The following is a 20,990-nucleotide window of genomic DNA, read 5'->3' as shown; positions in this document are numbered from 1 at the left end:
TCAGCTGATCGTTTCGATCAGACGTTCTGCGTGGGGTGCGCGAGCGCCTTGGCCTTCAGGAGCTCGTACTCCTGCTGGTTGATCGTTCCGGCGTCGAGCAGGCCCTTGGCCTTCGCGATCTCGTCGGCCGGGCTGTGCGCGCCCGCCGTCTGGCGGATGTAGTCGTCGGCGGCGGACTGGTACTGCCGGGCTTCCTTCTGCGAGCGTTCGGCCATGCCGTTGCCGCGGGCGATCAGGTAGACCAGCGCGGTCAGGAACGGGACGAACAGCAGGAAGATGATCCAGATCGCCTTGCCCCACCCGTTCAGCTTCGTGTCGCGGAACAGGTCGCCGATGATGGCGAACAACGCGAACAGGTACGCGGTGAACGCGAAGATCCACAGGAACCACCAGATCAGGTCCCAGAAATTCGACCAGAGACTCATGTGCGCAGCCTTTCGATACAGATCGAGCGCCCCCCATGAGCGCTGCTGTGGCGAACCTATCGCTTCGAATATCGTCGCGTCCACCAACCGGGTGATCACCGCAACCCCGCTGCGGCGCCGTTCTGCCTGATTTCCGTGCACGCCGCGGGCGGGGGAGGCGCTCCGCGGCATCCGCTCGCTAAGGTCTGGAGAGACGGGAGGGGGCCCGGTTGCAGAAACCACTCGCAGGACTCGGCCGCAGAAACCTGGTTCGCGAACTGACCGCGGGCGTCACCCTGCTCGCGATCGCGATTCCGCTGAACATCGGGTACGCGCAGATCGCCGGACTGCCCCCGACAGCCGGCCTCTACGCGCTGATCCTGCCGACGATCGTCTACGCACTCGTCGTCTCGTCGCGTCAGGTCGTGGCCTCACCGGATGCCGCGGCCGCCGCCCTCGTCGCCTCCTCGATCGGCGGGCTCGCGGCGGCCGGCAGCGCCGACTACGCGACGCTCGCGCTCGCGCAGGCGATCCTCTGCGGCATCATGTTCCTGCTGCTCGCCGTGTTCAAGCTCGGGTTTCTCGCGAACTTCCTGTCCAAGCCCATCCTCATCGGCTTCGTCGGCGGTCTCGCCCTCGACATCCTCGTCAGCCAGGTCGCGAAGATGCTCGGCGTGAAGATCGAGTCCGGCGGTGAGTTCGTCGACAAGGTGGTCGGGCTCGTCACCGGGCTCGGGACCGCGAACGGCTGGTCGATGCTCATCTCGGCCGTCTCGGTCGCCGTGCTGCTCTTCGGCAAGCGGCTCGCCGGCATGGTGCCGTGGGCGCTGGTGGTGCTCGTCCTCGCGACGCTCCTGGTGGTCGTGGCGGGTCTCGACGACGCGGGCGTCGCCGTGCTCGGTTCGGTGCCTGCAGGGCCGCCCGCGCTCACCTGGCCGGTCATCGACTGGTCGATGTGGCTCGTCCTGATTCCGTCGGCGATGGCCCTCACCCTCGTCACGACGGCCGAGGGGCTCCTCGTCTCGCGGTCGTACGGAGAGAAGCGCGGCTACTCGACGAGCCCCAACCGCGACCTGTTCGCCTTCGGCCTCGGCAACATCGCCGCGGGCGCGAGCGGCAGCTTCGCCGTCGGGTCCTCGACGTCGCGCACGGCGGCGATGGACCAGGCGGGGTCGCGCACGCAGTTGCCGTCGCTCGTGCTGGCAGTCGGCACGTTGCTGCTCCTGCTCTTCGGCACCGCCCTGCTCGCCGACATCCCGTCACCGGCGATCGGTGCGATCGTCGGTGTCGCCATCCTGCCGCTGCTCGGCATCTCGGACTTCGCCCGCCTGTGGAAGGTCGATCGCTTCGAGTTCGCCGTCGGCGCGGTGTGCTTCCTCGTCACCCTGTTCATCGGCTCGATCCCCGGCATCCTGGTCGCCTTCGTGCTCGCGCTCATCAACCTGGCGAAGCGTGCGGCGAATCCCGCGATCGATGTGCTCGAGGGCAACGGCGAGCCGAGTGACTCGTTGCTCGCCGACGCCCCGGTCGGCGAGGTCACGGCACCGGGCGTCATCGTGGTGCGGTTGGCGGCGCCGCTCTTCTTCGCCAACGGCTCGGTCTTCGCGGATGCGGTCAAGCGCGCGGTGAAGGCCGTGCCCGAGGCATCCGTGCGCCACGTCGTCGTCGACATGGAGGCCGTCACCGATGTCGATGTCACGGGCGCAGAGGCCTTCGAGTCGCTCGAGGCGTGGCTGACGGGGCACGACATCGAGCTCGGGTTCAGCCGCGTGCGGCCCGACGCCCGAGCGCGCCTCGAGACGCTCGGGTTGCTCGGCACTCACCGGATCTACGACACGAACCGGGCCGCGCTCGTTGCGCTCGCCGGCCCGAACGACTGACGCGGCGACCGCCGCAGGGAGAAGATGAACATGGGATCCGTCATCGGGGACATCCTCCCCCTCGCACTCGGCATCGCGATCAGCCCGATTCCGATCATCGCGGCGATCCTCATGCTGCTCTCGCCGAAGGCGAAGGGCACGAGCGTCGGCTTCATGATCGGCTGGGTGCTCGGCATCGTGGTCGCGGTGGTGGTGTTCACGCTGCTCGCCTCGGTCATTCCCGAGCAGGACGCCGACGCGTCCAAGCCGATCGCCGGGTGGATCAAGATCCTGCTCGGCGTCGGCCTGCTCCTCCTCGCGGTGAAGCAGTGGCGGGCGCGACCGGCTCACGGTGAGACGGCGGCACTGCCGAAGTGGATGTCGGCGATCGACTCGATGACCGCGGTGCGCGGCCTCGTGCTCGGGTTCCTGCTCTCGGCGGTGAACCCGAAGAACCTCCTGATGGCGGTCGCCGCGGGCGTCGTGATCGGCACGGCCGGTCTCAGCGGCGGCGCCGTCACCCTCTCGATCGTGATCTTCACCCTCGTCGCCGCGTGTTCCGTCGCCGTGCCCGTGATCGCCTACCTGCTCGCGGCGAAGCGGATGGCCGGGCCCCTCGAGGCGCTGCGCACCTGGCTCGTGCAGAACAACGCGACGGTCATGGCCGTGCTGCTGCTCGTGATCGGCGTCGTCGTGATCGGCAAGGGCATCGGGAGCTTCTGATGACGGGTGGCACGGGGCATGGCACGGGGCCGGCCACGGGGACGGGCCTCGCCCACGGCACCCGGATACTGCTCACCCTCGCCGCCGCGATCATCGTGTTCGCCGGCATCTGGTTCGCCCGCGACCTGCTCGCACCTGCCGCGCTCGCCGCGGTCGTGGTGATCATCGCGCACCCGGTGCGCCGCCCGCTCGAACGGCGCGGATGGCCGAGCTGGCTCGCGACGACCGCGGTCATCGTGGTGGCGTACGCGATCCTCGCGGTGCTCGCGGTGATGCTCGTCATCGCCTCGGTGCAGTTCGTGCGCATGATCCCCGACTACGCCGATGAGCTGCAGGCCACGGCGAAGGTCATCGCCGATTGGCTCGAGTCGCTCGGGCTCGGCGACGAGGCGGGCAGTGCGGCCGCCTCGGCACTCGATCCGGAGAACCTCGTCGCCATCGGCACGGCGATCGCCGAAGCCGTGCTCGGGTTCGCGACGGCCTTCTTCTTCGTGCTCGCCTACGTCATCTTCATGGCGGCGGATGCCTCGGCGCTCGGGCGGAGCGGCCGCGTGTTCGGCACCGCGGCGGCCGACGCGATCGGCGGCCACTATTTCACGAGCGTGCGTCGCTACTACGTGGTGAACGCGACCTTCGGCCTCATCGTCGCCGTGCTCGACGGACTCGTGCTGTGGGCGATCGGCGTTCCGATCCCGATCGTCTGGGCGATCCTCGCGTTCGTGACCAACTTCATCCCGAACATCGGATTCGTGATCGGCCTGATTCCGCCCGCGGTGCTCGCGCTCGTCGTCGGCGGCTGGCCGCTCATGATCGTGGTGATCGCGGTCTACGTGGTGATCAACGTCGTGCTCCAGGTGCTCGTGCAGCCGAAGTTCGTCAGCGATGCGGTGGGGCTGAGCCTCACCCTGACGTTCTTCTCGGTCGTGTTCTGGGCGTTCGTGATCGGCCCGATCGGCGCGATCCTCTGCATTCCGCTGACCCTGCTGATGCGGGCGCTGCTGCTGGAACCCGACGCGCGCGCGGCATCGCTGCGCCGACTCTCGGGCGACCCGCATGTGACCTAGGCACGGGTCGCAGTTCTCCGAGGATTCACGCGAAACGGTGGCGCACGTGCATGCCGCGCGCGTAGTGTGCAAGCACGTGAAGGGGGAGATCATGGCGGAATTCGAGTACGGTCCCGTGGACCTGTACCTGGTGGGATTCGAGGGGGATCGGCCCGATGCCGGCAGCCTCGACGCGATTCGCGAGCTGATCGAGGGCGGCGAGATCAAGCTGCTCGACTTCCTCGTGATCTCGAAGGCCGACGACGGCGCGGTCACGGTCACGGAGTTCGCCGACGTGAGCGACGAGTACGGCTTCGGCACCGTCGAGCTCGAGGCGATCGGCCTCGTCGCCGACGAAGACGCCACCGCGCTCGCCGACGGCATTCCGCCCGGCACCTCGGGTGCGCTGCTCGCGATCGAACTCGTCTGGGCGAAGCGCCTCGCGTCGAGGTTCGCCGCAGCAGGCGGCATCGTGCTGCAGACCGAGCGCATCCCCGCGCCCGTCGTGAACGCCGCCCTGGCCGAAGCCGAAGAGGAGTAGGAAGATGCCGTTCAGAAGAATGGGACGCCCGGGGCTGATCGGCATGGCCGCTCGCACCGCGGTCGTCGCCGGTACTGCCACCGCCGTCAGCGGCGGGATGCAGCGACGCCAGCAGGAGAAGGCACAGGGCCAGTACGAGCAACAGCAGTACGAGGCCCAGCAGCAGCAGGCGCAGGTCGACGCAGCGGCCCAGGCCGCAGTGGCGCAGCAGCAGGCGGCGATGGGCGCCGCGGCGCAACAGCCCGCCGCTCCGGCGGGCGGCACCGACATCGTCGCCGAACTGCAGAAGCTCGGTGCGCTGAAGCAACAGGGCATCCTCACCGACGACGAGTTCGCAGCGGCGAAGGCGAAGCTCCTCGGGTGAGACTGCGAGCCTCGTGGGAGTCCGATCTCCACGCCCGACCCATTGCCTACACTGAGGCATGACCGTCACTCTGAGGGGCGTCTCCACCGTCGTTCCGCCGACCGTTCTCGTGCAAGACCAGGTTCGCGACGTGTTCGCCGCCCAGCCCGGACTGAACCGTCTCGGCCAGCGGATCGTGGCCACTTCGTTCAACGTGTCGGGCATCCAGACGCGGCACACCGTGCTCGGCGAGCTCAGCTTCGACGCGCATCCCGATGAGCCGGTCTTCTTCGATGTCGAGTCCGGCGAGCTCCTCTTTCCGGGCACCAAGGTGCGCAACGAGATCTATGCCGCCGAGGCCACCCGACTCTACGTCGAGGCGGGGCGCGCCGCCATCGCGGCGACGCCGGGCCTCGAGGCATCCGATGTCACGCACGTCATCACCGTCTCGTGCACCGGCTTCTACGCGCCCGGGCCCGACTTCATGATCGCCCGCGAACTGGGGCTCGACCCCGGCGTCGAGCGGTACCACCTCGGCTTCATGGGCTGCTACGCGTCGATTCCTGCACTACGCATCGCGTCGCAACTGGCGAAGGCGGATGCCTCGGCGGTCGTGCTCGTCGTGAGCGTGGAGCTCTGCTCGCTGCACCTGCGTGCCTCGAACGATCCCGACACGATCGTCGCGTCGTCGCTCTTCGGAGACGGGGCGGGCGCGGGCATCGTCACTGCACGGCCACTCGAGCCGGGCGAGCGGGCGTTCGAACTCGACCGCTTCGCGACCCGCATCACCCCTGTCGGCGAGGGCGACATGGCGTGGAAGATCGGCGACCACGGTTTCGAGATGCTGCTCTCCAACGCGATTCCCTCGATCATCGACGACCACATCACGGGTGCGCTCGAGCCGCTCTTCGCCCACGACGAGGCGCTCGCCGCGGCGCTGGCGACCGACGGATCCTCTGCCGCCATCGAGCACTGGGCGATCCACCCGGGCGGACGCAGCATCCTCGACAAGGTCGAGTCGCGACTCGTGCTCACCGAGGCGCAACTCGTGCCCGCCCGCGAGACGCTGCGCGACTTCGGCAACATGTCGAGCGCGACGGTGCTGTTCGTCCTCCGCAACATCCTGCACTCCGATGCCGCGGCCGACGGAGACCGGGTCGCGGCGATGGCGTTCGGGCCCGGCATCACGGTCGAGTCGGCGCTGATGACCGTTCGGGTCTGATGTCGTGCTCCGCCTGCTCATGACGGTTCGAGGGTGATCTCGTGCACGACTCCGGAGATCCACGACGGCGCGCCGGCGGCCTCGGTCGCCGTGACGACAGCGTCACCGAGCTGATGGACGACCCCGCGGCCGACCCCGAGATGCTCGCGAAGACGTACCGGCGGTTCCGGCTGGTGAACGCGGTCGTCTCGGGCGAACGCGCGGTGTACCGGCGCTGGGTGCGGCCGCGGCTCTCGCGGGTGCGGGCAACTCGCCTCGTTGACATCGGTTCGGGCAGCGCCGACCTGCCGCGGCGGCTGTTGCGCTGGGCGAAGGCCGATGGGCTGCGGCTCGAGATCACCGCGATCGACCCCGATGCACGGGCCATGAACTGGGCCGCGGCCCAACCGGCGATGCCGGGGCTCACGCTGCAGCGCGCGCTGAGCGGCGAGCTCGTCGAGGCCGGCGAGCGCTTCGACCTCGTGCTGTCGAACCACGTGCTGCATCATCTCGACGGGCGCGAGCTCGGCGCGCTGCTGCGCGACAGTGAGTTACTGCTCGGCGGGGGCGGTCTCGCCGTGCACGGCGACATCGAGCGCACCCGGCTCGGGTATGCCGGCTTCTGGCTCGGCACGCTGCCGTTCGCGGCCAACCTGCTCGCGGGGTCGTACATCCGGCCCGACGGGCTCACCTCGATCCGCCGCAGCCACACCGCCGCCGAGCTCGCGGCGGTGCTGCCCGCGGGCTGGGGTGCCCGCCGGGCGTTCCCGTCGCGGCTCGAGGTCGTCTGGGGTGCGGATGTCTGAGGCATCCGTGACTCGCATGCACGACGTGGTGATCGTGGGTGGCGGCCCGGTCGGCTTGTTGCTCGGCTGCCTCCTCGCGCTCCGCGGGCGCGACATCGTCGTGCTCGAACGCCGAACGGAGCGAACCGGCCGGTCGCGGGCCATCGGCATCCACCCGCCGGGGCTTCGCGCCCTCGGCCGCGCCGGCATCGAGGTCGAGGTGCGGGCCGCCGCGGTCGAGATGGGCGACGGGCGCGTCACCTGCCAGGGACGAGTGCTCGGCGCGATGTCGTTCCGCGGTGCAGGTTCGGTGTGGTCGCTGCCGCAGCTCGAGACCGAGGCGCTGCTCGAGCGGCGGCTCGCCGAACTCGCGCCGGCCGGCCTCGAACGCGGCGTCGAAGTCGTCGGCCTCCGCGACCGGGGCACCCACGTCGAGGTCATCGGTGCCCGCGGCGGCGAGTCGGTCGAGGTCGCCGCGCGGTACGTGGTCGGGGCCGACGGCGTGCGCAGCGGCATCCGAAGCCTCGCCGGCATCGGCTGGAACGGCTGGCCCGGCCGCGCGCACTACGTGATGGGCGACACCCGCGACGACACCGACGCTCCCACGACGGCGCTGCTGCACTTCGAGCCCGCCGGCGTCGTCGAGTCGTTCCCGATGCCGGGGCAGCGGCGACGGTGGGTGGCGTGGGTGCGTCGACCGCCGGCCCGGCTCGATGCCGACGCGCTCGCGACGATCGTCGCGAGCCGAACCGGCGAGACGTTCGATCTCGCGTCGGCGTCGGAGCCGAGCGGGTTCGAGGCGCGCCAGCACCTCGCCGAGCGGATGTCGCAGGGCCGGGTCGCACTCGTCGGCGACGCCGCGCACGAGGTCAGCCCCATCGGCGGCCAGGGCATGAACCTCGGCTGGCTCGATGCGGTCTCCCTCGACCACGAACTGGCCGCAGCCCTCGACGCCGGCGCGCCGTTCGAGGCGTTCGAACGCTATGCCCGTACTCGCCGGAGCGCGGCGGCACGGGCCATGCGGCAGGCCGCGTTCAACATGGCCATGGGGGCGCCTTCCACGGGTCTTCGCCTCCGGCTGCGCAACGCTGCCGTGCGCACCCTCGCCGTGCCCCCGCTGCGAGCCCTGCTCGCCCGCGCCTTCACGATGCGCTGGCTCTGAAGCCGAGCGCATGCCAGCTCGTGCTGCGGACGAGCCGTCGGGTCAGAGCGTGATCCGGGTGAGCAGGAAGACCGGGATCACGCGGTCGGTCTTCACCTGGTAGTCGGCGTACGAGGGGTACGCCTCGACGGCGCGCGCCCACCAGGTCTCGCGCTCGTCGCCGTCGAGCTCACGCGCGACGTAGTCGTGCTTCTCTGCGCCGTCTTGCAGCTCGACGTGGGGGTGCTTCGTGATGTTCCAGTACCAGACCGGATGCTTCGGAGCCCCGCCGAGCGACGCCACGGCGGCGTACTCGCCGTCGTGCTCGACACGCATGAGCGGCGTCTTGCGCAGCTTGCCCGTCTTCGCACCGACCGTCGTCAGCAGCATGATCGGGCGCCCTCGCAGGTTGTTCGACTTCTGGCCGCCGGATGCCTCGAACGATTCGGCCTGCGTGCGGGCCCAGCTCGACGTTCCGGGTTCGTACTCGCCTTCCAACGGCATGGATCCTCCTCGATGGTTCTCCGAAGACAACCCGCGACCGCTCCGGAGCATTCCGTCAGCGCTCGAGTGCCCGAAGCGCGAGCCACGCGGCGGTGCGATCGTCGGGGTTGCCCATCGAGAGTCCGGTGAGCTCCTCGACCCGGTGAATGCGGTTGGTGAGCGTCTGCCGGTGCACGCCGAGCCGCTCGGCGGCGACGCCCCACGAACCGTGTTCGGCGAGGTAGACGCGCAAGGTCCGGGTGAGCTCGCCGTGCCGGCCGTCGTCGCCCAGCAGCGGGTCGAGTGCCTGCGCGAGACGGGCGCCGTCGCCGGGGTCGAGACGATCGAGCACGAGCGCGATCGTCGGCAGGGCTCGGTAGCGCGACACCGTGCGACCGTCGGTCACGGCGATGTCGAGCGCCTGCCTCGCTTCGGCCGCGGTGCGCGACAGGGCGTCGGATGCCGCCGGCGAGCCGAGCCCGAGCCGCAGTGGCACCCGGGCCTCCGCCGTGAAGTCGTCGACGCGGCGCACGAGGTCATCGACCCGGTCGTCGCGGAGGAAGCCGAGGAGATGCCCGGGTTCCTCGGTGATGAGATGGGCACTGCCGAGCTCGTCGAGCCAGCGCGTGACGATGCGCTCGAGGTCGACCGATTTCGAGCGTGCGGTGAGGGCGAATCCCGTCAGCGAGGCCTCGTGCACGCCCCAGCGGCGAAGCAGGGTGGCGGCCGACGGTCCGCCGTCGAGCAGGGTGCCGATCATCAGCTCGCGCCCGAGTCGCTCGGTCGTGGTGCGGTCATGGGTGCGCAGGATGAGGTCGAGCAGGGCGGCGGCTTGCGAGGCGAGATCCCGCCCTCGGCTCATCGACCCCTCGCGCGAAGAGATGACGAGGTACGCGCTGAGGTCTTCGCCGGTGCCGACCGGGTGCACCTGGAGGCCGGGATGCCGCACTCGCACGGGTCGGCTGAACGCCACCGCCACGGCGTCCTGCACGTGCAGACCGCCGGCCCCGGCGGTCGAGATCACCTGGCCGTGCGGGTCGAGGAGCACGGCCCAGCCGTCGATGCGGCGGGCGAGTTCGGCGATCACGGCGCTGACGCCGCCGCGACGGGCCACCTGGGTGAGCACCTTCGTTCCCGTGGTCACGAGCCGGTCTTCTGCGGCCTGGTCGGTGGCGAGCAGGGCGACGAGCAGCGGATGCAGCACGGTGTCGGCGGCCTCGGTGCCGATGATCGCCGTCACTCCGGCGGCTTCGATGGCCCGCCGGAGCGTGCAGCTCGCGCCGTGCGTCACGAGCACGGCACCGCGAAGGGCCTCCACGAGCGGTCCGCCGGCCGCGAGTGCGGTGATGAGCGGCTCGGCTCCCGCGACCACGAGGGTGGCGAAGCCGGGATGGCCCACGACGCTGAACTCGTCGAGGCGAATGGCCGCATCGACCGGGGTGGCGTTCGCGACGGCCGAACCGATGAGCTCACCGTCGACCACTCGGGCGATGGAGAGCACGTCACGGGCCATGCCTCGAGTGTACGAAATGCTGAGACATCCGGCATCGGTTCATCATTCTTCACAGTGACGCAACGCATCGACCGTGCCTAGCATCGGGCGTACCCCAGCACTGGATTCAAGGGAGCATCATGAAAGCCATCGTCTTCCGCGCCCCGGAGACGCCGATCGAGGTCGCCGACGTCGAACTCGCCGCCCCCAAGGCCGGCGAGGTGCGCGTCAAGATCGCGGCGGCGGGCGTCTGCCACTCCGACCTGCACGTGAAGCGAGGGGAATGGGACGCCCCGGCACCGCTCGTCATGGGCCATGAGGGGTCGGGCGTGGTCGTCGAGCTCGGCGAAGGCGTCACCTCGCTCGCCGTCGGCGACCACGTCGTGCTCTCATGGGTGCCGCCTTGCGGCGAGTGCCGCTACTGCCGTTCGGGCCACGAAGCCCGTTGCCAGAAGGTCGCCACCGTCGTCGCTCCCAAGGGAGTGCTCTTCGACGGCACCTCGCGGCTCGCGAAGGGCGACGAGTCGCTGCACCACTACCTCGGGGTCTCGTCGTTCGCCGAAGAGGTCGTCGTCCCGGCATCCGGAGCTGTCAAGGTGCGCGACGACGCGCCGCTCGACGTCGTCGCGGTGGTCGGCTGCGCCGTCGCAACGGGTGTCGGCGCGGTGCTCAACACCGCCGCCGTCGAACCGGGCGCGACCGTCGTCGTCATCGGATGCGGCGGGGTCGGCCTCAACGTCGTGCAGGGCGCCCGGCTCGCCGGGGCGGAACGCATCGTCGCGATCGACGTGCGCCCCGACAAGACCGCGCTCGCGGTGCAGTTCGGCGCAACAGACCAGATCGACGCCTCGCAGGTCGACGCCGTCGACGCGCTGTTCGCCCTCATTCCCGACGGCGTCGACTACGCGTTCGACGCGATCGGCCGCACCTCCACGACCGAACAGGCGATTCGCATGCTCGGCCTCGGCGGTGCCGCCGTCATCGTCGGACTGCCGCCGACCGGCGCGAAGGCGTCGTTCGAGCCGCTCGTGCTCGCCGAGGCCGATCAGCGCATCCTCGGATCGAACTACGGCTCGGTTCGACCCTCCATCGACATCCCCGCGCTGGTCGACCGCTACATGGACGGCCAGTTGCTGCTCGACCCGCTGATCTCGGCGCGCCGTCCGCTCGCCGAAGCCGCCGCGGCATTCGACGACCTCGAATCCGGCGAAGCGCTGCGCACGCTGCTCATCCCCTGATCCATCCGTCATCACCCGACTCACTGGAGAGTTCCATGGCTTCCCCCACCACCCACGCACCGGCGGCCCGCGCCGAGGCACCCGTCGACGCCGGGCTCCGCCGCGGCGTCATGAGCGGGCCCGAGCTCGCCGCCCAGGCGATCGCCAACATCGCCCCGAGCGCGGTCATCGCGTTCACCGCGGCAGCGATCTACCTCGGCGCCGGCAACGGCACCGTGCTCTCGTTCGTGCTCGCGACCCTCGTGATCCTCGCCGTCGGTTACTGCGTCGCGGTGTTCGCGAAGCGGCACGCCTCGGCCGGTTCGCTGTACACGTATGTCGCGAAGGGGCTCGGGCCCTTCGGTGCCTACCTCGCCGGGGTCGCACTGCTCGTCGGCTGCTGGGGCATCGCCGCCGGCTCGCTCGGCGGTGCCGTTTCGTACATGAACCAGTTCCTCGTGCTCATCGGCATCCCCGCCGACGGGGTCGGCTGGCAGATCGCGCTCGCCATCGTGCTCGGCGGGCTCGCGACGCTCTTCACCATCCGCGGCATCCGTCTCTCGGCTCGGGTCTCGCTCGTGCTCGAGCTCGTCTCGGTCGCGATCATCCTGGTGCTCCTCGTGCTCGCGCTCGTCTGGGCGGGCCCGGCCGCGTGGGACCCGGCGCAGTTCTCGTTCGAGGGCGTGCCCCTGCAGGGCGTCGCCGCGGGCATGGTGCTCGGCATCCTCGGGTTCGTGGGCTTCTCATCGGCCGATGCGCTCGGCCGTGAGGCGAAGAACCCGTACACCGCGATCCCGCGAGCGATCATGTGGAGTGCCGTCACCGTGGGCGTGCTCTACGTCTTCGCGGCGTACACGCAGATCGCCGTGCTCGGCGAAGGACTCGCATCGAGCGCGAGCCCGCTCGAGGACATCGCGACGAAGATCGGCATGCCCGGCTGGTTCGCACCCATCCTCACCTTCGGCGTCGGTGCCTCGTTCTTCGCGGTCGTCGTCGCTCCGCTCAACGTCGTCGGCCGCATCATCTACGTGATGGGCAAGGAGGGGGTCGTCGCGGAGCGCTTCGGCCGCACCCACGACCGCCACCTCACCCCGCACCGCGTACTGCTCGTCGCCGGGCCGGCAGCCATCGCGCTCGACATCGTGCTGCTCGCGATCGGCGTGCACCCGATGGACATCGTCGTCTGGGTCGACACCTACGGCACGTACGGGTACATGGTCGCGTACGCCCTCGTCGCCATCGCGTGCGTCGTCTACACGCGACGCGAGAAGATGCGCAACGGGCTCGTGTGGGTGTGTGCCACGGTCGCGGTGGTCGCCATGGCCTACGTGTTCTTCGCGAACGTCGTGCCGGTGCCGGCGTGGCCGCTGAACATCATTCCGTACCTGTTCTTGATCACGATGGTCGCGGCGCTGGCCTGGTACCTGTATCTTGCGAAGCGTCGCCCCGAGGTTGTCCGCAACATCGGAAACACCGAAACAGACGCGCTCGAAGGCGTCGGTTAGGTTCGACCCTCCAGACCCGCGCCCCGTCGTCGTTCAAGCCGGCGGCGGGGCGCGGCCGGTTTCCGCGCCGCCCCGAACTCCCCGATTCGCGGGCGGCGCCCCTGGTCCGCCGGGCTTCAGAGCTGCGGACGCAGCACGTCATATGCCCAGGAGGCCAGAGTGGTCGGCGTGGTGGACCGGATCGAGCGCGGTTGCTCGGGAACGAAGCCGTCGCGGAACCCCGTCGACATTCCGAGCATCGCTTCGATCGCTGCATCCGCCATGCCGGCCTGTCGCAGGCCGTCGCGCATCGCATCGTCGGGGACGCGCTCGACCTCGAGTGGATGTCCCGTCGCTGCGGAGACGATCTCGGCGACGCGCTGCCACGAGAGGTCTTCCGGCCCATGCACGGCCAGTACCTCGCGGCCGCTCCATTCGGTCGAGAGCAGTCGAGCGACGGCGACTTCGGCGATGTCACGCGGAGCGACCCACGCGAGCGGCTGGTCGATGGAGAGGAGCACCTGCAGGGCGCCGGCGCGCACCATCTCGAGTTGGAGCTCGAGGTTGGTGAAGAAGTAGCCGCAACGAAGGTGGGTCACGCTGGCTGCGGTGGCGTCGAGCGCGACCTCGGTGGCGGCCAGGCCGTCGATCTCACCGACGCCGTGCCGTTTCTCGGCACCGACGCTGCTCTGGAAGACGACGCGCGCGATGCCGTTCACCTCGACCGCACGCACGACGCTCGCCGTGGCCCGGTGGTAGTCGTCGAGCGGGTCGGCGCTCGCCGCGGGTGGATCGACCCAGTAGAGCGCATCGATGCCTCTCGTCGCTTCGGCCACCGCTGCTGCGTCGAACTGGTCGACCGCGACGGCGTCGACCATCGGCCGGATCTCGGGTGGCAGGTGCTCGGGATCCCGTGCGAGCACGAGGGGTCGTGCTCCCGCGCGTACGAGCATGGCGACCACGTGGTGGCCGACGTTTCCCGTCGGGGTGGTGACGGCGATTCGCATGGGCGTTCTTTCCTCTCGTTGAGACCGATCGGCTCGTCGAGACCGATCGGCTTCACGGTAACGACAGTGGCGGACAGATGATGGCCTCCACTGCAGCCACAATGGAGGGATGGAACGCGATCCGACCGCGCGAGCCCTGACACTCCTGGCGGTGCTCCAGAGTGGCGCCGACTGGACCGCCGGGGCATTGGCCGCCCGGCTCGGCATCAGCCTGCGCACCGTTCGGCGCGACGTCGATCGGCTCCGCCGGCTCGGGTACACGATCACCGCTCGCCCCGGCCCTGCAAGTACGTATCGACTCGGGCCGGGGCAGGCGATTCCGCCGCTGCTGTTCACCGCCGACGAGGTCGCGGCGATCGTCGCCGGCCTGCGCCTGATCGCGCCTCGACTGCAGGGCGATGAGAGTGCAGCCACCGCGATGGCGAAGCTCGAGCGGGTGCTGCCGCCTGCCCTCCGGCGCCGCGCTGACGCGATCGACCTCGCGACCGAGGTGCTCGACGAAGATCACGCCATCGCGGCACATGACGTCGGCACGGTCGCCGACGCCGTCGCCGGATCCGGACGCATCCGCTTCGCCTACCGCGACGGCAATGGGGCGTCGACCGCTCGAGTCGTCGACCCGTATCGCCACGTGCTCAGCGCGGGCCGCTGGTATCTCGTGGGCTTCGACCTCGACCGCGACGACTGGCGCACGTTCCGCTTCGACCGCATCTCCGACGTCGAGCGTGTGCCGGGCACCTATCGTCGGCGAGCGTTCCCCGACGCCTCGATCGGGCGCTGGTTCGACACGGACTTCGGCAGGGGCGGCGGCTGAGCGCGGCGACGTGGTTCGCGCGAAGGGGCGATCAGGATGGCCCGGCTGCGGATGAGCCGTCCGAAGCCGAGTGCTCGATCCTCCGCTCGAGCCGTGCTGCTTCCTCGGCGAGTCGGTCGATGCTGTCCGGGCGGAACCGACGGAGCGACATCTCGAAGACGAGTCGCGCCGCATCCGGCGAGCACCCGAGCAGCTCTCGCATCTCGTGGCGTGCCGCCTCCTCGTCAACGCTCGACTTCGTGACGACCTCGAGCACGTCGGCAAGTCGATCGTTCGCGGCGAGCAACGCGCGAACCATCTCGAGTCGTGTCTGCAACTCACCGCGCTGATCGGGTGCGGATGGGTGTGCCCGATCGGCGCGCGGCTGACGCTGCGCAATCTGCTCTGCGGTCAACTCCACCTCGAGCGGCGTCTCGGTGCGCACGCTGAGCTCAGTGAGCGTCGCGGAGATCTCGTGGCGTCCGGCCTCGAGGTCTTTCCACTGGCTCGCGTCGAGATGCACCGGCACTCGCGCGTACTCGCCGGGGTCGAGCGCGAACGCGGAGGGCCCGCCGCCGACGAAGCCGAAGTAACCGGCGCCCGTTCCTCCACCGGGGCGGGCGATGAACCCGATGGCCCGGAACGAGTCGCCGTCGGGTCGCCAGCGCTGCTCGCCTGCGTTGACGACGTCGACGGCGAGCTGGTCGAGGTCGGGCTCCGTGCGAGTGGTCTCGGGCCACCGCAGCACGAGACCCCGGCCGCGCTCGGCGCGACTCGGTCGCAACGGCTGGGGTTCGGGATGCACCCGCACCTGCGCCCGCGGTTGCCCGTCTCGCGGTCGCTCGACGTGCGCGAGACTCCACCACCCCGGTCGGTCGTCGACCGGGGCGGCGAGTACGACCGAGTGTTCACGCCGCGCGATCACTCGCCACCCCGACGTGGGTGTTCCGTCGGGAATCCCTGCGGTCGACACCGGAAACCCGAGCCCGGCGATCGCGTCCCGGAGCTCGGAACCCTCATCGTCGAGCGCCGAGGGGTCGACGGTGAGGGTTCCGATCTGCGGGTGATCAGCGGATGCGTCCATGGCATGAGACTGCCACATCGCCGCTCACGCGGCTCCTCCTGCTCAGGCGGGTGCGAGCACGAGCGAGAACTCGATGAAGCCGTCGGGCTCGACCGAGACGAACCCGAGGTTCGGCGCCTCGACGCCGAAGTCGGCGAAGGTGATCGGGATGCTGCCGGCGACCTGCCCGTCGGCGCTGTTCAGCACGGCGTCGAGCTCGACGCCCACCGATCGGGTGACCCCGGCGATCGTGAGGTCGCCGGTCGCGGTCACCTTCTGCACCTCGCCGGCGACGGGCGGTGCGGTCGCGGTGACGGGGCCGGTCAGGGCGAACGTCGCGGTCGGGAACTCCGAGGTGCGAAGTGCGGTGTCGCGGAAGTACGCGTCTCGATTGCCGGAGTCCGTCGCGATCGAGGCCATGTCGACGGTGATCTCGCCGGCGGTGAGCGTATCGCCTTCGACGGTGAGCGATCCGGTGACCTGTTCGGTCCGGCCGACCACCGTGACATCGGTGCCGTTCAGCACCTCGTCGAGGCGGTAGCCGGCGTACGAGCCGGCTGCGACGCTCCAGGCGCCGCTGAGGTCGGATGCCGCGGTTCCGGCTTCGCTCGTGGCGGTCGGGCGGGCCGTGACCGACGGGGCCGCTTCGGCCTCGCCGACGATCACGTCGCGATAGAAGATCGGTCCTGCCACGGCGGCGGTGGCGCCGAGCACGATCGCTCCGGCGACGATGGAAACGGTGATGATCTTGGTGCGCTTCTGCATGTCTGCTCCCCAGGGTCGGACTTCGAGCATGGCCCATGAATGTATGAGAACGCATTGAATCTGCCCGAGATGCGCTGAAGATGACAGCGGATGACGCAGAATTGCGTGTATGAGCGACCCTCGCGTGCTCGGTCCTGGACTGCTGCCGACGCCGTTCACTGCGGCTGAGATTCGGGCGGCGAGCGGCTCGGGCAAGACGATTCGGCTGCTCGTCGAAGAGCCGGGCGGCGAGAGCTACGAACGCATCAACCGTTTTAGCGAGTGCGATGACGAAGGGGCCACGCTGGAGCGATGGCGCATCGCCGCCGACGGCGGTGTCGACGGCGAGATCTCGGCGGGTCGGGTGACGTGGCGCGAACTGCAGGGGCACGCCGCATTCCCTGCCGACCGTACGACGGTCAGCGACGAGCGGCTCGAGCTGCCGATCGGTCGCGTCGAGTGCCGTCGCTACGACACCCGGGTCGACGACGCGTCGGATGCTCCGGTGGAGTCGTTCTGGTTCGCCCGCTCGCATCCCGGTATGCCGGTGCGATTCGAGCTGCCGACGTCTGCCGGCGTGTTGCGCACCACGATGCTCTCCGTCGAGGCGACCCCCTGACCGGTTCCGTGCCGTCGTCACTGGCGGGCCACGCGGCATCCGTCTAGCGTGAAGTTCGGGGAAAATTCGGTGCGAATGGCGGAATACCGACCATGTCGCCAAAGTTGAGTCTAGTAGGCTCAAGTTTGACGAAGGGCCTGTTCCGAGGAGAAAGGACCTGCCTATGGCCAACATGCAAGGCGCGCCGAGCACGCAAGAAGAGCAGAAGTCGGCGCTCGAACAGTACGGCGTCAACCTCACCGAGATCGCGAAGGCGGGCAAGCTCGACCCGGTGATCGGGCGCGACGCCGAGATCCGCCGCGTCAGCCAGGTGCTCACCCGGCGCACCAAGAACAACCCCGTGCTCATCGGCGAGCCCGGCGTCGGCAAGACCGCCGTCGTCGAGGGCCTGGCACAGCGCATCGTCGCGGGCGACGTGGCCGAATCGCTGAAGAACAAGCAGCTCATCTCGCTCGACATCTCGGCTCTCGTGGCCGGGGCCATGTACCGCGGCCAGTTCGAGGAGCGGCTGAAGGCGGTGCTCAAGGAGATCAACGACGCCGAAGGCCAGATCATCACCTTCGTCGACGAGCTGCACCTGCTCATGGGTGCCGGCGGCGGTGAGGGCTCCGTCGCGGCGTCGAACATGCTGAAGCCCATGCTCGCGCGCGGCGAGCTGCGGCTCATCGGCGCGACGACCCTCAACGAATACCGCGAGTACATCGAGAAGGATGCCGCGCTCGAACGCCGCTTCCAGCAGGTGTACGTCGGCGAACCGTCGGTGGAGGACACGATCGCGATCCTCCGCGGCCTCAAGGGCCGTTACGAGGCGCACCACGGGGTGACCATCTCCGACGCGGCGCTCGTCGCCGCGGCATCCCTGTCGAACCGCTACATCTCGGCACGACAACTGCCCGACAAGGCGATCGACCTCGTCGACGAGGCCATGTCGCGCCTCAAGATGGAGATCGATTCGAGCCCCGTCGAGATCGACCAGCTCAAGCGCCAGGTCGATCGCATGAAGCTCGAGGAGCTCGCCCTCAAGAAGGAGAAGGACGACGCGTCGAAGGAGCGGCTCGCGAAGCTGCACGAGACCCTCGTCGAACAGGAGCGCGAACTCTCCGAACTCGAAGCCCGTTGGGCGCGCGAGCGGATGTCGCTGAATCGCGTCGGCGACCTGAAGAAGCAGCTCGACGACGCCGTCACGCAGCGCGACCGCGCCATGCGCGAGGCCGACTATGCGAAGGCCTCCAAGCTCGAGTACGAGACGATCGCCCAACTGCAACGCGACCTCGAGGCGGCCGAACAGGCCGAAGAGGCACCCGATGAGCCGCGCATGGTCAACGAGCAGGTCACCGAGGAGGACATCGCGCAGGTGATCGCCGCCTGGACCGGCATCCCCGTCGGCCGGCTGCTGCAGGGCGAGACCGAGAAGCTGCTGCACCTGGAGCAGGAGCTCGGCAAGCGACTGATCGGCCAGAAGCGCGCGGTCGCGGCGGTCGCCGACTCGGTGCGCCGATCGCGCGCCGGCATCAGTGACCCCAATCGCCCGACGGGTTCGTTCCTCTTCCTCGGCCCGACCGGCGTCGGCAAGACCGAGCTGGCGAAGTCGCTCGCCGACTTCCTCTTCGACGATGAGCACGCCATGGTGCGCATCGACATGTCGGAGTACGGCGAGAAATTCTCGGTCTCGCGTCTCGTCGGCGCCCCTCCGGGATATGTCGGCTACGACCAGGGCGGCCAGTTGACCGAGGCCGTGCGTCGGCGCCCCTACTCGGTGATCCTCTTCGACGAGGTCGAGAAGGCGCACCCCGAGGTCTTCGACGTGCTGCTGCAGGTGCTCGACGACGGGCGACTGACCGACGGCCAGGGTCGCACGGTCGACTTCCGGAACACGATCCTGATCCTCACCTCGAACCTCGGCTCGCAGTACCTGATCGACCCGACGCTGAGCTGGGACGAGAAGGAGCAAGCCGTGCTGCAGACCGTGCGGCAGGCGTTCAAGCCCGAGTTCGTGAACCGCCTCGACGACATCGTCGTGTTCTCGGCGCTCAGCGAGCAGGAGCTCGCCGAGATCGTGAACCTCTACATCGATCGGCTCTCGTCGCGGCTGCACGAGCGGAGACTGCAGCTCGGGGTCACGCCCGACGCGCGGGCCTGGCTCGCCGAGCGCGGCTACGACCCGCTCTACGGTGCACGGCCCCTGCGCCGACTCATGCAGCATGAGATCGACGACCGCCTCGCGCGGGCACTGCTCACCGGTGAGGTCCGCGACGGCGACACCGTCGTGGTCGGTCTCGCCGATGACGGCGACTCGCTGACGGTGGTGCGGGCCGAGGCACCAGCGGAGTAGCCGCCGGCCGATGGCTCAGCCGGAGGCCTGGTCACCGTGGTTCTTCTGTGTCGCCGCAGCGTTGATCACCGCGAGAACGGTCGCGTCGAGTACGGAACGGTGGCGGCCGGCCGCCCAATTCGTGTCGGACCCGTACCGGTATTCGAGCAGGGTGAGAGCGTCGCTGTCGTTTCCGGCGGCGAGTGATGTCTGGTGCAGCGACACGATCTCGATGGGTATTCCGGCGGCGCTGAGCACGAGCGTGGTCGCTTCCACCAGCCCGACATCGTCGAATGCCGCCGCATGCTCGATGCCGTCGATGTCGACCCGGAGCGCGGTCCTCGTCGAGCTGCCCACTGTGGTGATGTCCAGTTCGAGGAGCTCGAGCGGGGTTGCATCCGGGGTGAGGTAGCTGCGCTCGAAAATCGTGAACAGCTGCGCGGCGTCGAGCTCGAGGCCGGTGTCGTCGGCGTGCTGCTGCACGCGGCGGGAGAAGTCGATCTGCAGCCGGCGGGGCATCTCGATGCCGTAGTCGCGTTCGAGCAGATAGGCGATGCCGCCCTTGCCCGATTGGGAGTTCACTCTGATCACGGCCTCGTAGCTGCGGCCGAGGTCTCCGGGGTCGACGGGCAGGTAGGGCACTCGCCACGGGAGACGGTCAGGGGAGGTGCCGGTGGCTTCCGCGCGGGCGCGATGCTCGGTGAGGCCCTTCTTGATCGCATCCTGGTGCGTGCCCGAGAACGCGGTGTGCACCAGGTCTCCGACGTAGGGATGTCGTGGGTGGATCTCGATGCGGTTGCTGTGCTCCACGACACGGCGGATGTGGTCGATGTCGGAGAAGTCGATCATGGGGTCGATGCCTTGCGCATGGAGGTTCAGGGCCAGGGTGGCGATATCGACGTTGCCTGTTCGCTCACCGTTGCCGAAGATGCAACCCTCGACCCGTTGCGCGCCGGCGAGCATGGCGAGCTCGGCGCACGCGATGCCGGTACCGCGATCGTTGTGGGGATGAACCGAGAGGATCACCGCGGAACGTCGGTCGAGGTTCCGGTGCATGTACTCGATCTGGTCCGCGTACACATTCGGAGTCGCCGCCTCGACCGTCGCCGGGAGGTTGAGGATCACCGGCCGATCAGTGGAGGCGTCCCAGAGACCCGTGATGGCGTTGCAGAGTTCGAGGCTGTAGTCGGGTTCGGTGAGGTTGAAGACTTCCGGTGAGAACTCGAACCGCACGCCGTCGAGGTCGCCGGCGAAGTCGAGCACGTCACGACCGCCGCCGAGGATCAGTTCCCGCAGCGACGCGCGATCGTGGCCGAGCACGACGTCGCGCCAGAGTGGGGCTGTCGCCGTGTACATGTGGATGACCACCGGGTTGCGAATGCCGCGGATCGACTCCACGGTTCGTTCGATGAGGTCACGACGTGCCGGGGTGAACACCACGATGGTGACGTCGTGCGGGGCGATCTCAGTCTCGGCGATCAGCCGCACGAAGTCGTAGTCCGTCTGGGACGCAGACGGGTACCCGACTTCGATCTCCTTGTACCCCATCGAGACCATCAGTTCGAAGAAGCCCCGCTTCCTGCTCGGGTCCATCGGCTCGGCCAGCGACTGGTTGCCATCGCGAAGATCCACCGGCACCCAGAGCGGCGCTTCCGTCAGACGGCGCGACGGCCACTCGCGATCACGGAGCGGCACGTCGACACGCGCGAAGAGGTCTTCGTACCGGGCGGAGGGCAT

20 protein-coding genes are annotated in these 20,990 nt (G+C 69.2%); 13 read left to right on the top strand and 7 right to left on the bottom strand.

What is annotated here, in order from left to right; translation table 11 throughout:
- Nucleotides 1–17: 17 nt before the first annotated feature.
- On the bottom strand, nt 18–425 hold the full coding sequence (locus tag AC6CH0_RS04180; RefSeq protein WP_498098467.1) for an SHOCT domain-containing protein: 408 nt from the start codon (nt 423–425) through the stop codon (nt 18–20).
- A gap of 209 nt (nt 426–634) precedes the next feature.
- On the opposite strand from AC6CH0_RS04180, the gene AC6CH0_RS04175 reads away from it, so the two are divergent.
- From AC6CH0_RS04175 to AC6CH0_RS04140, 8 genes are all read left to right on the top strand, one after another.
- On the top strand, nt 635–2,284 hold the full coding sequence (locus tag AC6CH0_RS04175) for a SulP family inorganic anion transporter (RefSeq protein ID WP_498098466.1): 1,650 nt from the start codon (nt 635–637) through the stop codon (nt 2,282–2,284).
- 30 nt (nt 2,285–2,314) lie between these two features.
- Nucleotides 2,315–2,986: a GAP family protein gene (locus tag AC6CH0_RS04170; protein ID WP_498098465.1), complete on the top strand. Its 672-nt coding sequence runs from the start codon at nt 2,315–2,317 to the stop codon at nt 2,984–2,986.
- Entirely contained in the window at nt 2,986–4,050 is a 1,065-nt protein-coding gene (locus AC6CH0_RS04165) for an AI-2E family transporter (RefSeq protein WP_498098464.1), read from the top strand. The genes AC6CH0_RS04170 and AC6CH0_RS04165 overlap by 1 nt, the downstream gene beginning before the upstream one ends.
- Before the next feature lie 91 nt (nt 4,051–4,141).
- A complete protein-coding gene (locus tag AC6CH0_RS04160) occupies nt 4,142–4,570 on the top strand; it encodes a DUF6325 family protein (protein ID WP_498098462.1) in 429 nt (142 codons plus the stop codon).
- Between the two features lie 4 nt (nt 4,571–4,574).
- Complete coding sequence (locus AC6CH0_RS04155) at nt 4,575–4,934, top strand: SHOCT domain-containing protein (RefSeq protein ID WP_498098461.1); 360 nt, start codon at nt 4,575–4,577, stop codon at nt 4,932–4,934.
- Between the two features lie 58 nt (nt 4,935–4,992).
- The gene (locus AC6CH0_RS04150; RefSeq protein ID WP_498098460.1) at nt 4,993–6,135 is read left to right on the top strand and encodes a type III polyketide synthase; all 1,143 of its coding nucleotides are present in this window, start codon (nt 4,993–4,995) and stop codon (nt 6,133–6,135) included.
- Nucleotides 6,136–6,176: 41 nt separating this feature from the next.
- Nucleotides 6,177–6,920 (top strand): methyltransferase, encoded by a 744-nt coding sequence (locus AC6CH0_RS04145; RefSeq protein ID WP_498098459.1) that lies wholly within the window; start codon nt 6,177–6,179, stop codon nt 6,918–6,920.
- The gene (locus AC6CH0_RS04140; RefSeq protein WP_498098458.1) at nt 6,913–8,061 is read left to right on the top strand and encodes an FAD-dependent oxidoreductase; all 1,149 of its coding nucleotides are present in this window, start codon (nt 6,913–6,915) and stop codon (nt 8,059–8,061) included. Before AC6CH0_RS04145 ends, AC6CH0_RS04140 begins: the two co-directional genes overlap by 8 nt.
- 42 nt (nt 8,062–8,103) lie before the next feature.
- On the opposite strand, the gene AC6CH0_RS04135 is transcribed toward AC6CH0_RS04140, so the two are convergent.
- Both AC6CH0_RS04135 and AC6CH0_RS04130 read right to left on the bottom strand, forming a co-directional pair.
- Nucleotides 8,104–8,544: a nitroreductase family deazaflavin-dependent oxidoreductase gene (locus tag AC6CH0_RS04135; protein WP_498098457.1), complete on the bottom strand. Its 441-nt coding sequence runs from the start codon at nt 8,542–8,544 to the stop codon at nt 8,104–8,106.
- A 55-nt stretch (nt 8,545–8,599) separates the two neighbouring features.
- Nucleotides 8,600–10,036, bottom strand: coding sequence for a PucR family transcriptional regulator (locus AC6CH0_RS04130; protein ID WP_498098456.1), 1,437 nt, complete (start codon nt 10,034–10,036; stop codon nt 8,600–8,602).
- A gap of 119 nt (nt 10,037–10,155) precedes the next feature.
- Here AC6CH0_RS04130 and AC6CH0_RS04125 point away from each other — a divergent pair, with 119 nt between their 5' ends.
- Both AC6CH0_RS04125 and AC6CH0_RS04120 read left to right on the top strand, forming a co-directional pair.
- A complete protein-coding gene (locus AC6CH0_RS04125; RefSeq protein ID WP_498098455.1) occupies nt 10,156–11,253 on the top strand; it encodes an alcohol dehydrogenase catalytic domain-containing protein in 1,098 nt (365 codons plus the stop codon).
- A 110-nt stretch (nt 11,254–11,363) separates the two neighbouring features.
- A complete protein-coding gene (locus AC6CH0_RS04120) occupies nt 11,364–12,737 on the top strand; it encodes an APC family permease (RefSeq protein WP_498101020.1) in 1,374 nt (457 codons plus the stop codon).
- 116 nt (nt 12,738–12,853) lie between these two features.
- Here AC6CH0_RS04120 and AC6CH0_RS04115 read toward each other — a convergent pair whose 3' ends face one another.
- Nucleotides 12,854–13,723 (bottom strand): NAD(P)H-binding protein, encoded by an 870-nt coding sequence (locus AC6CH0_RS04115; protein WP_498098454.1) that lies wholly within the window; start codon nt 13,721–13,723, stop codon nt 12,854–12,856.
- 109 nt (nt 13,724–13,832) lie between these two features.
- Between AC6CH0_RS04115 and AC6CH0_RS04110 the strand changes: the two genes are divergently transcribed.
- Nucleotides 13,833–14,537, top strand: coding sequence for a helix-turn-helix transcriptional regulator (locus tag AC6CH0_RS04110; RefSeq protein WP_498098453.1), 705 nt, complete (start codon nt 13,833–13,835; stop codon nt 14,535–14,537).
- A 31-nt stretch (nt 14,538–14,568) separates the two neighbouring features.
- On the opposite strand, the gene AC6CH0_RS04105 is transcribed toward AC6CH0_RS04110, so the two are convergent.
- Nucleotides 14,569–15,600 carry a hypothetical protein gene (locus tag AC6CH0_RS04105; protein ID WP_498098452.1) on the bottom strand — a complete coding sequence of 344 codons (1,032 nt, stop codon included), beginning with the start codon at nt 15,598–15,600 and terminating at the stop codon, nt 14,569–14,571.
- A gap of 42 nt (nt 15,601–15,642) precedes the next feature.
- The gene (locus AC6CH0_RS04100) at nt 15,643–16,344 is read right to left on the bottom strand and encodes a YceI family protein (protein ID WP_498098451.1); all 702 of its coding nucleotides are present in this window, start codon (nt 16,342–16,344) and stop codon (nt 15,643–15,645) included.
- A gap of 109 nt (nt 16,345–16,453) precedes the next feature.
- On the opposite strand from AC6CH0_RS04100, the gene AC6CH0_RS04095 reads away from it, so the two are divergent.
- A complete protein-coding gene (locus AC6CH0_RS04095; RefSeq protein WP_498098450.1) occupies nt 16,454–16,942 on the top strand; it encodes a hypothetical protein in 489 nt (162 codons plus the stop codon).
- Nucleotides 16,943–17,105: 163 nt separating this feature from the next.
- Nucleotides 17,106–19,274, top strand: coding sequence for an ATP-dependent Clp protease ATP-binding subunit (locus tag AC6CH0_RS04090; protein ID WP_498098449.1), 2,169 nt, complete (start codon nt 17,106–17,108; stop codon nt 19,272–19,274).
- Between the two features lie 15 nt (nt 19,275–19,289).
- Here AC6CH0_RS04090 and AC6CH0_RS04085 read toward each other — a convergent pair whose 3' ends face one another.
- Nucleotides 19,290–20,990, bottom strand: coding sequence for a 2-isopropylmalate synthase (locus tag AC6CH0_RS04085; protein ID WP_498098448.1), 1,701 nt, complete (start codon nt 20,988–20,990; stop codon nt 19,290–19,292).

The sequence above is a fragment of the Agromyces sp. GQ35 genome (assembly GCF_059758475.1).
This window is presented reverse-complemented; position numbering and strand designations above follow the sequence as displayed.

Coding starts and splice junctions, on each gene's coding strand:
- AC6CH0_RS04150 (WP_498098460.1), top strand. CDS start 4,993: ATGACCGTCACTCTGAGGGGCGTCTCCACCGTCGTTCCGCCGACCGTT.
- AC6CH0_RS04165 (WP_498098464.1), top strand. CDS start 2,986: ATGACGGGTGGCACGGGGCATGGCACGGGGCCGGCCACGGGGACGGGC.
- AC6CH0_RS04135 (WP_498098457.1), bottom strand. CDS start 8,544: ATGCCGTTGGAAGGCGAGTACGAACCCGGAACGTCGAGCTGGGCCCGC.
- AC6CH0_RS04170 (WP_498098465.1), top strand. CDS start 2,315: ATGGGATCCGTCATCGGGGACATCCTCCCCCTCGCACTCGGCATCGCG.
- AC6CH0_RS04180 (WP_498098467.1), bottom strand. CDS start 425: ATGAGTCTCTGGTCGAATTTCTGGGACCTGATCTGGTGGTTCCTGTGG.
- AC6CH0_RS04110 (WP_498098453.1), top strand. CDS start 13,833: ATGGAACGCGATCCGACCGCGCGAGCCCTGACACTCCTGGCGGTGCTC.
- AC6CH0_RS04105 (WP_498098452.1), bottom strand. CDS start 15,600: ATGGACGCATCCGCTGATCACCCGCAGATCGGAACCCTCACCGTCGAC.
- AC6CH0_RS04125 (WP_498098455.1), top strand. CDS start 10,156: ATGAAAGCCATCGTCTTCCGCGCCCCGGAGACGCCGATCGAGGTCGCC.
- AC6CH0_RS04115 (WP_498098454.1), bottom strand. CDS start 13,723: ATGCGAATCGCCGTCACCACCCCGACGGGAAACGTCGGCCACCACGTG.
- AC6CH0_RS04140 (WP_498098458.1), top strand. CDS start 6,913: ATGTCTGAGGCATCCGTGACTCGCATGCACGACGTGGTGATCGTGGGT.
- AC6CH0_RS04160 (WP_498098462.1), top strand. CDS start 4,142: ATGGCGGAATTCGAGTACGGTCCCGTGGACCTGTACCTGGTGGGATTC.
- AC6CH0_RS04155 (WP_498098461.1), top strand. CDS start 4,575: ATGCCGTTCAGAAGAATGGGACGCCCGGGGCTGATCGGCATGGCCGCT.
- AC6CH0_RS04130 (WP_498098456.1), bottom strand. CDS start 10,036: ATGGCCCGTGACGTGCTCTCCATCGCCCGAGTGGTCGACGGTGAGCTC.
- AC6CH0_RS04095 (WP_498098450.1), top strand. CDS start 16,454: ATGAGCGACCCTCGCGTGCTCGGTCCTGGACTGCTGCCGACGCCGTTC.
- AC6CH0_RS04090 (WP_498098449.1), top strand. CDS start 17,106: ATGGCCAACATGCAAGGCGCGCCGAGCACGCAAGAAGAGCAGAAGTCG.
- AC6CH0_RS04100 (WP_498098451.1), bottom strand. CDS start 16,344: ATGCAGAAGCGCACCAAGATCATCACCGTTTCCATCGTCGCCGGAGCG.
- AC6CH0_RS04120 (WP_498101020.1), top strand. CDS start 11,364: ATGAGCGGGCCCGAGCTCGCCGCCCAGGCGATCGCCAACATCGCCCCG.
- AC6CH0_RS04085 (WP_498098448.1), bottom strand. CDS start 20,990: ATGCCCTCCGCCCGGTACGAAGACCTCTTCGCGCGTGTCGACGTGCCG.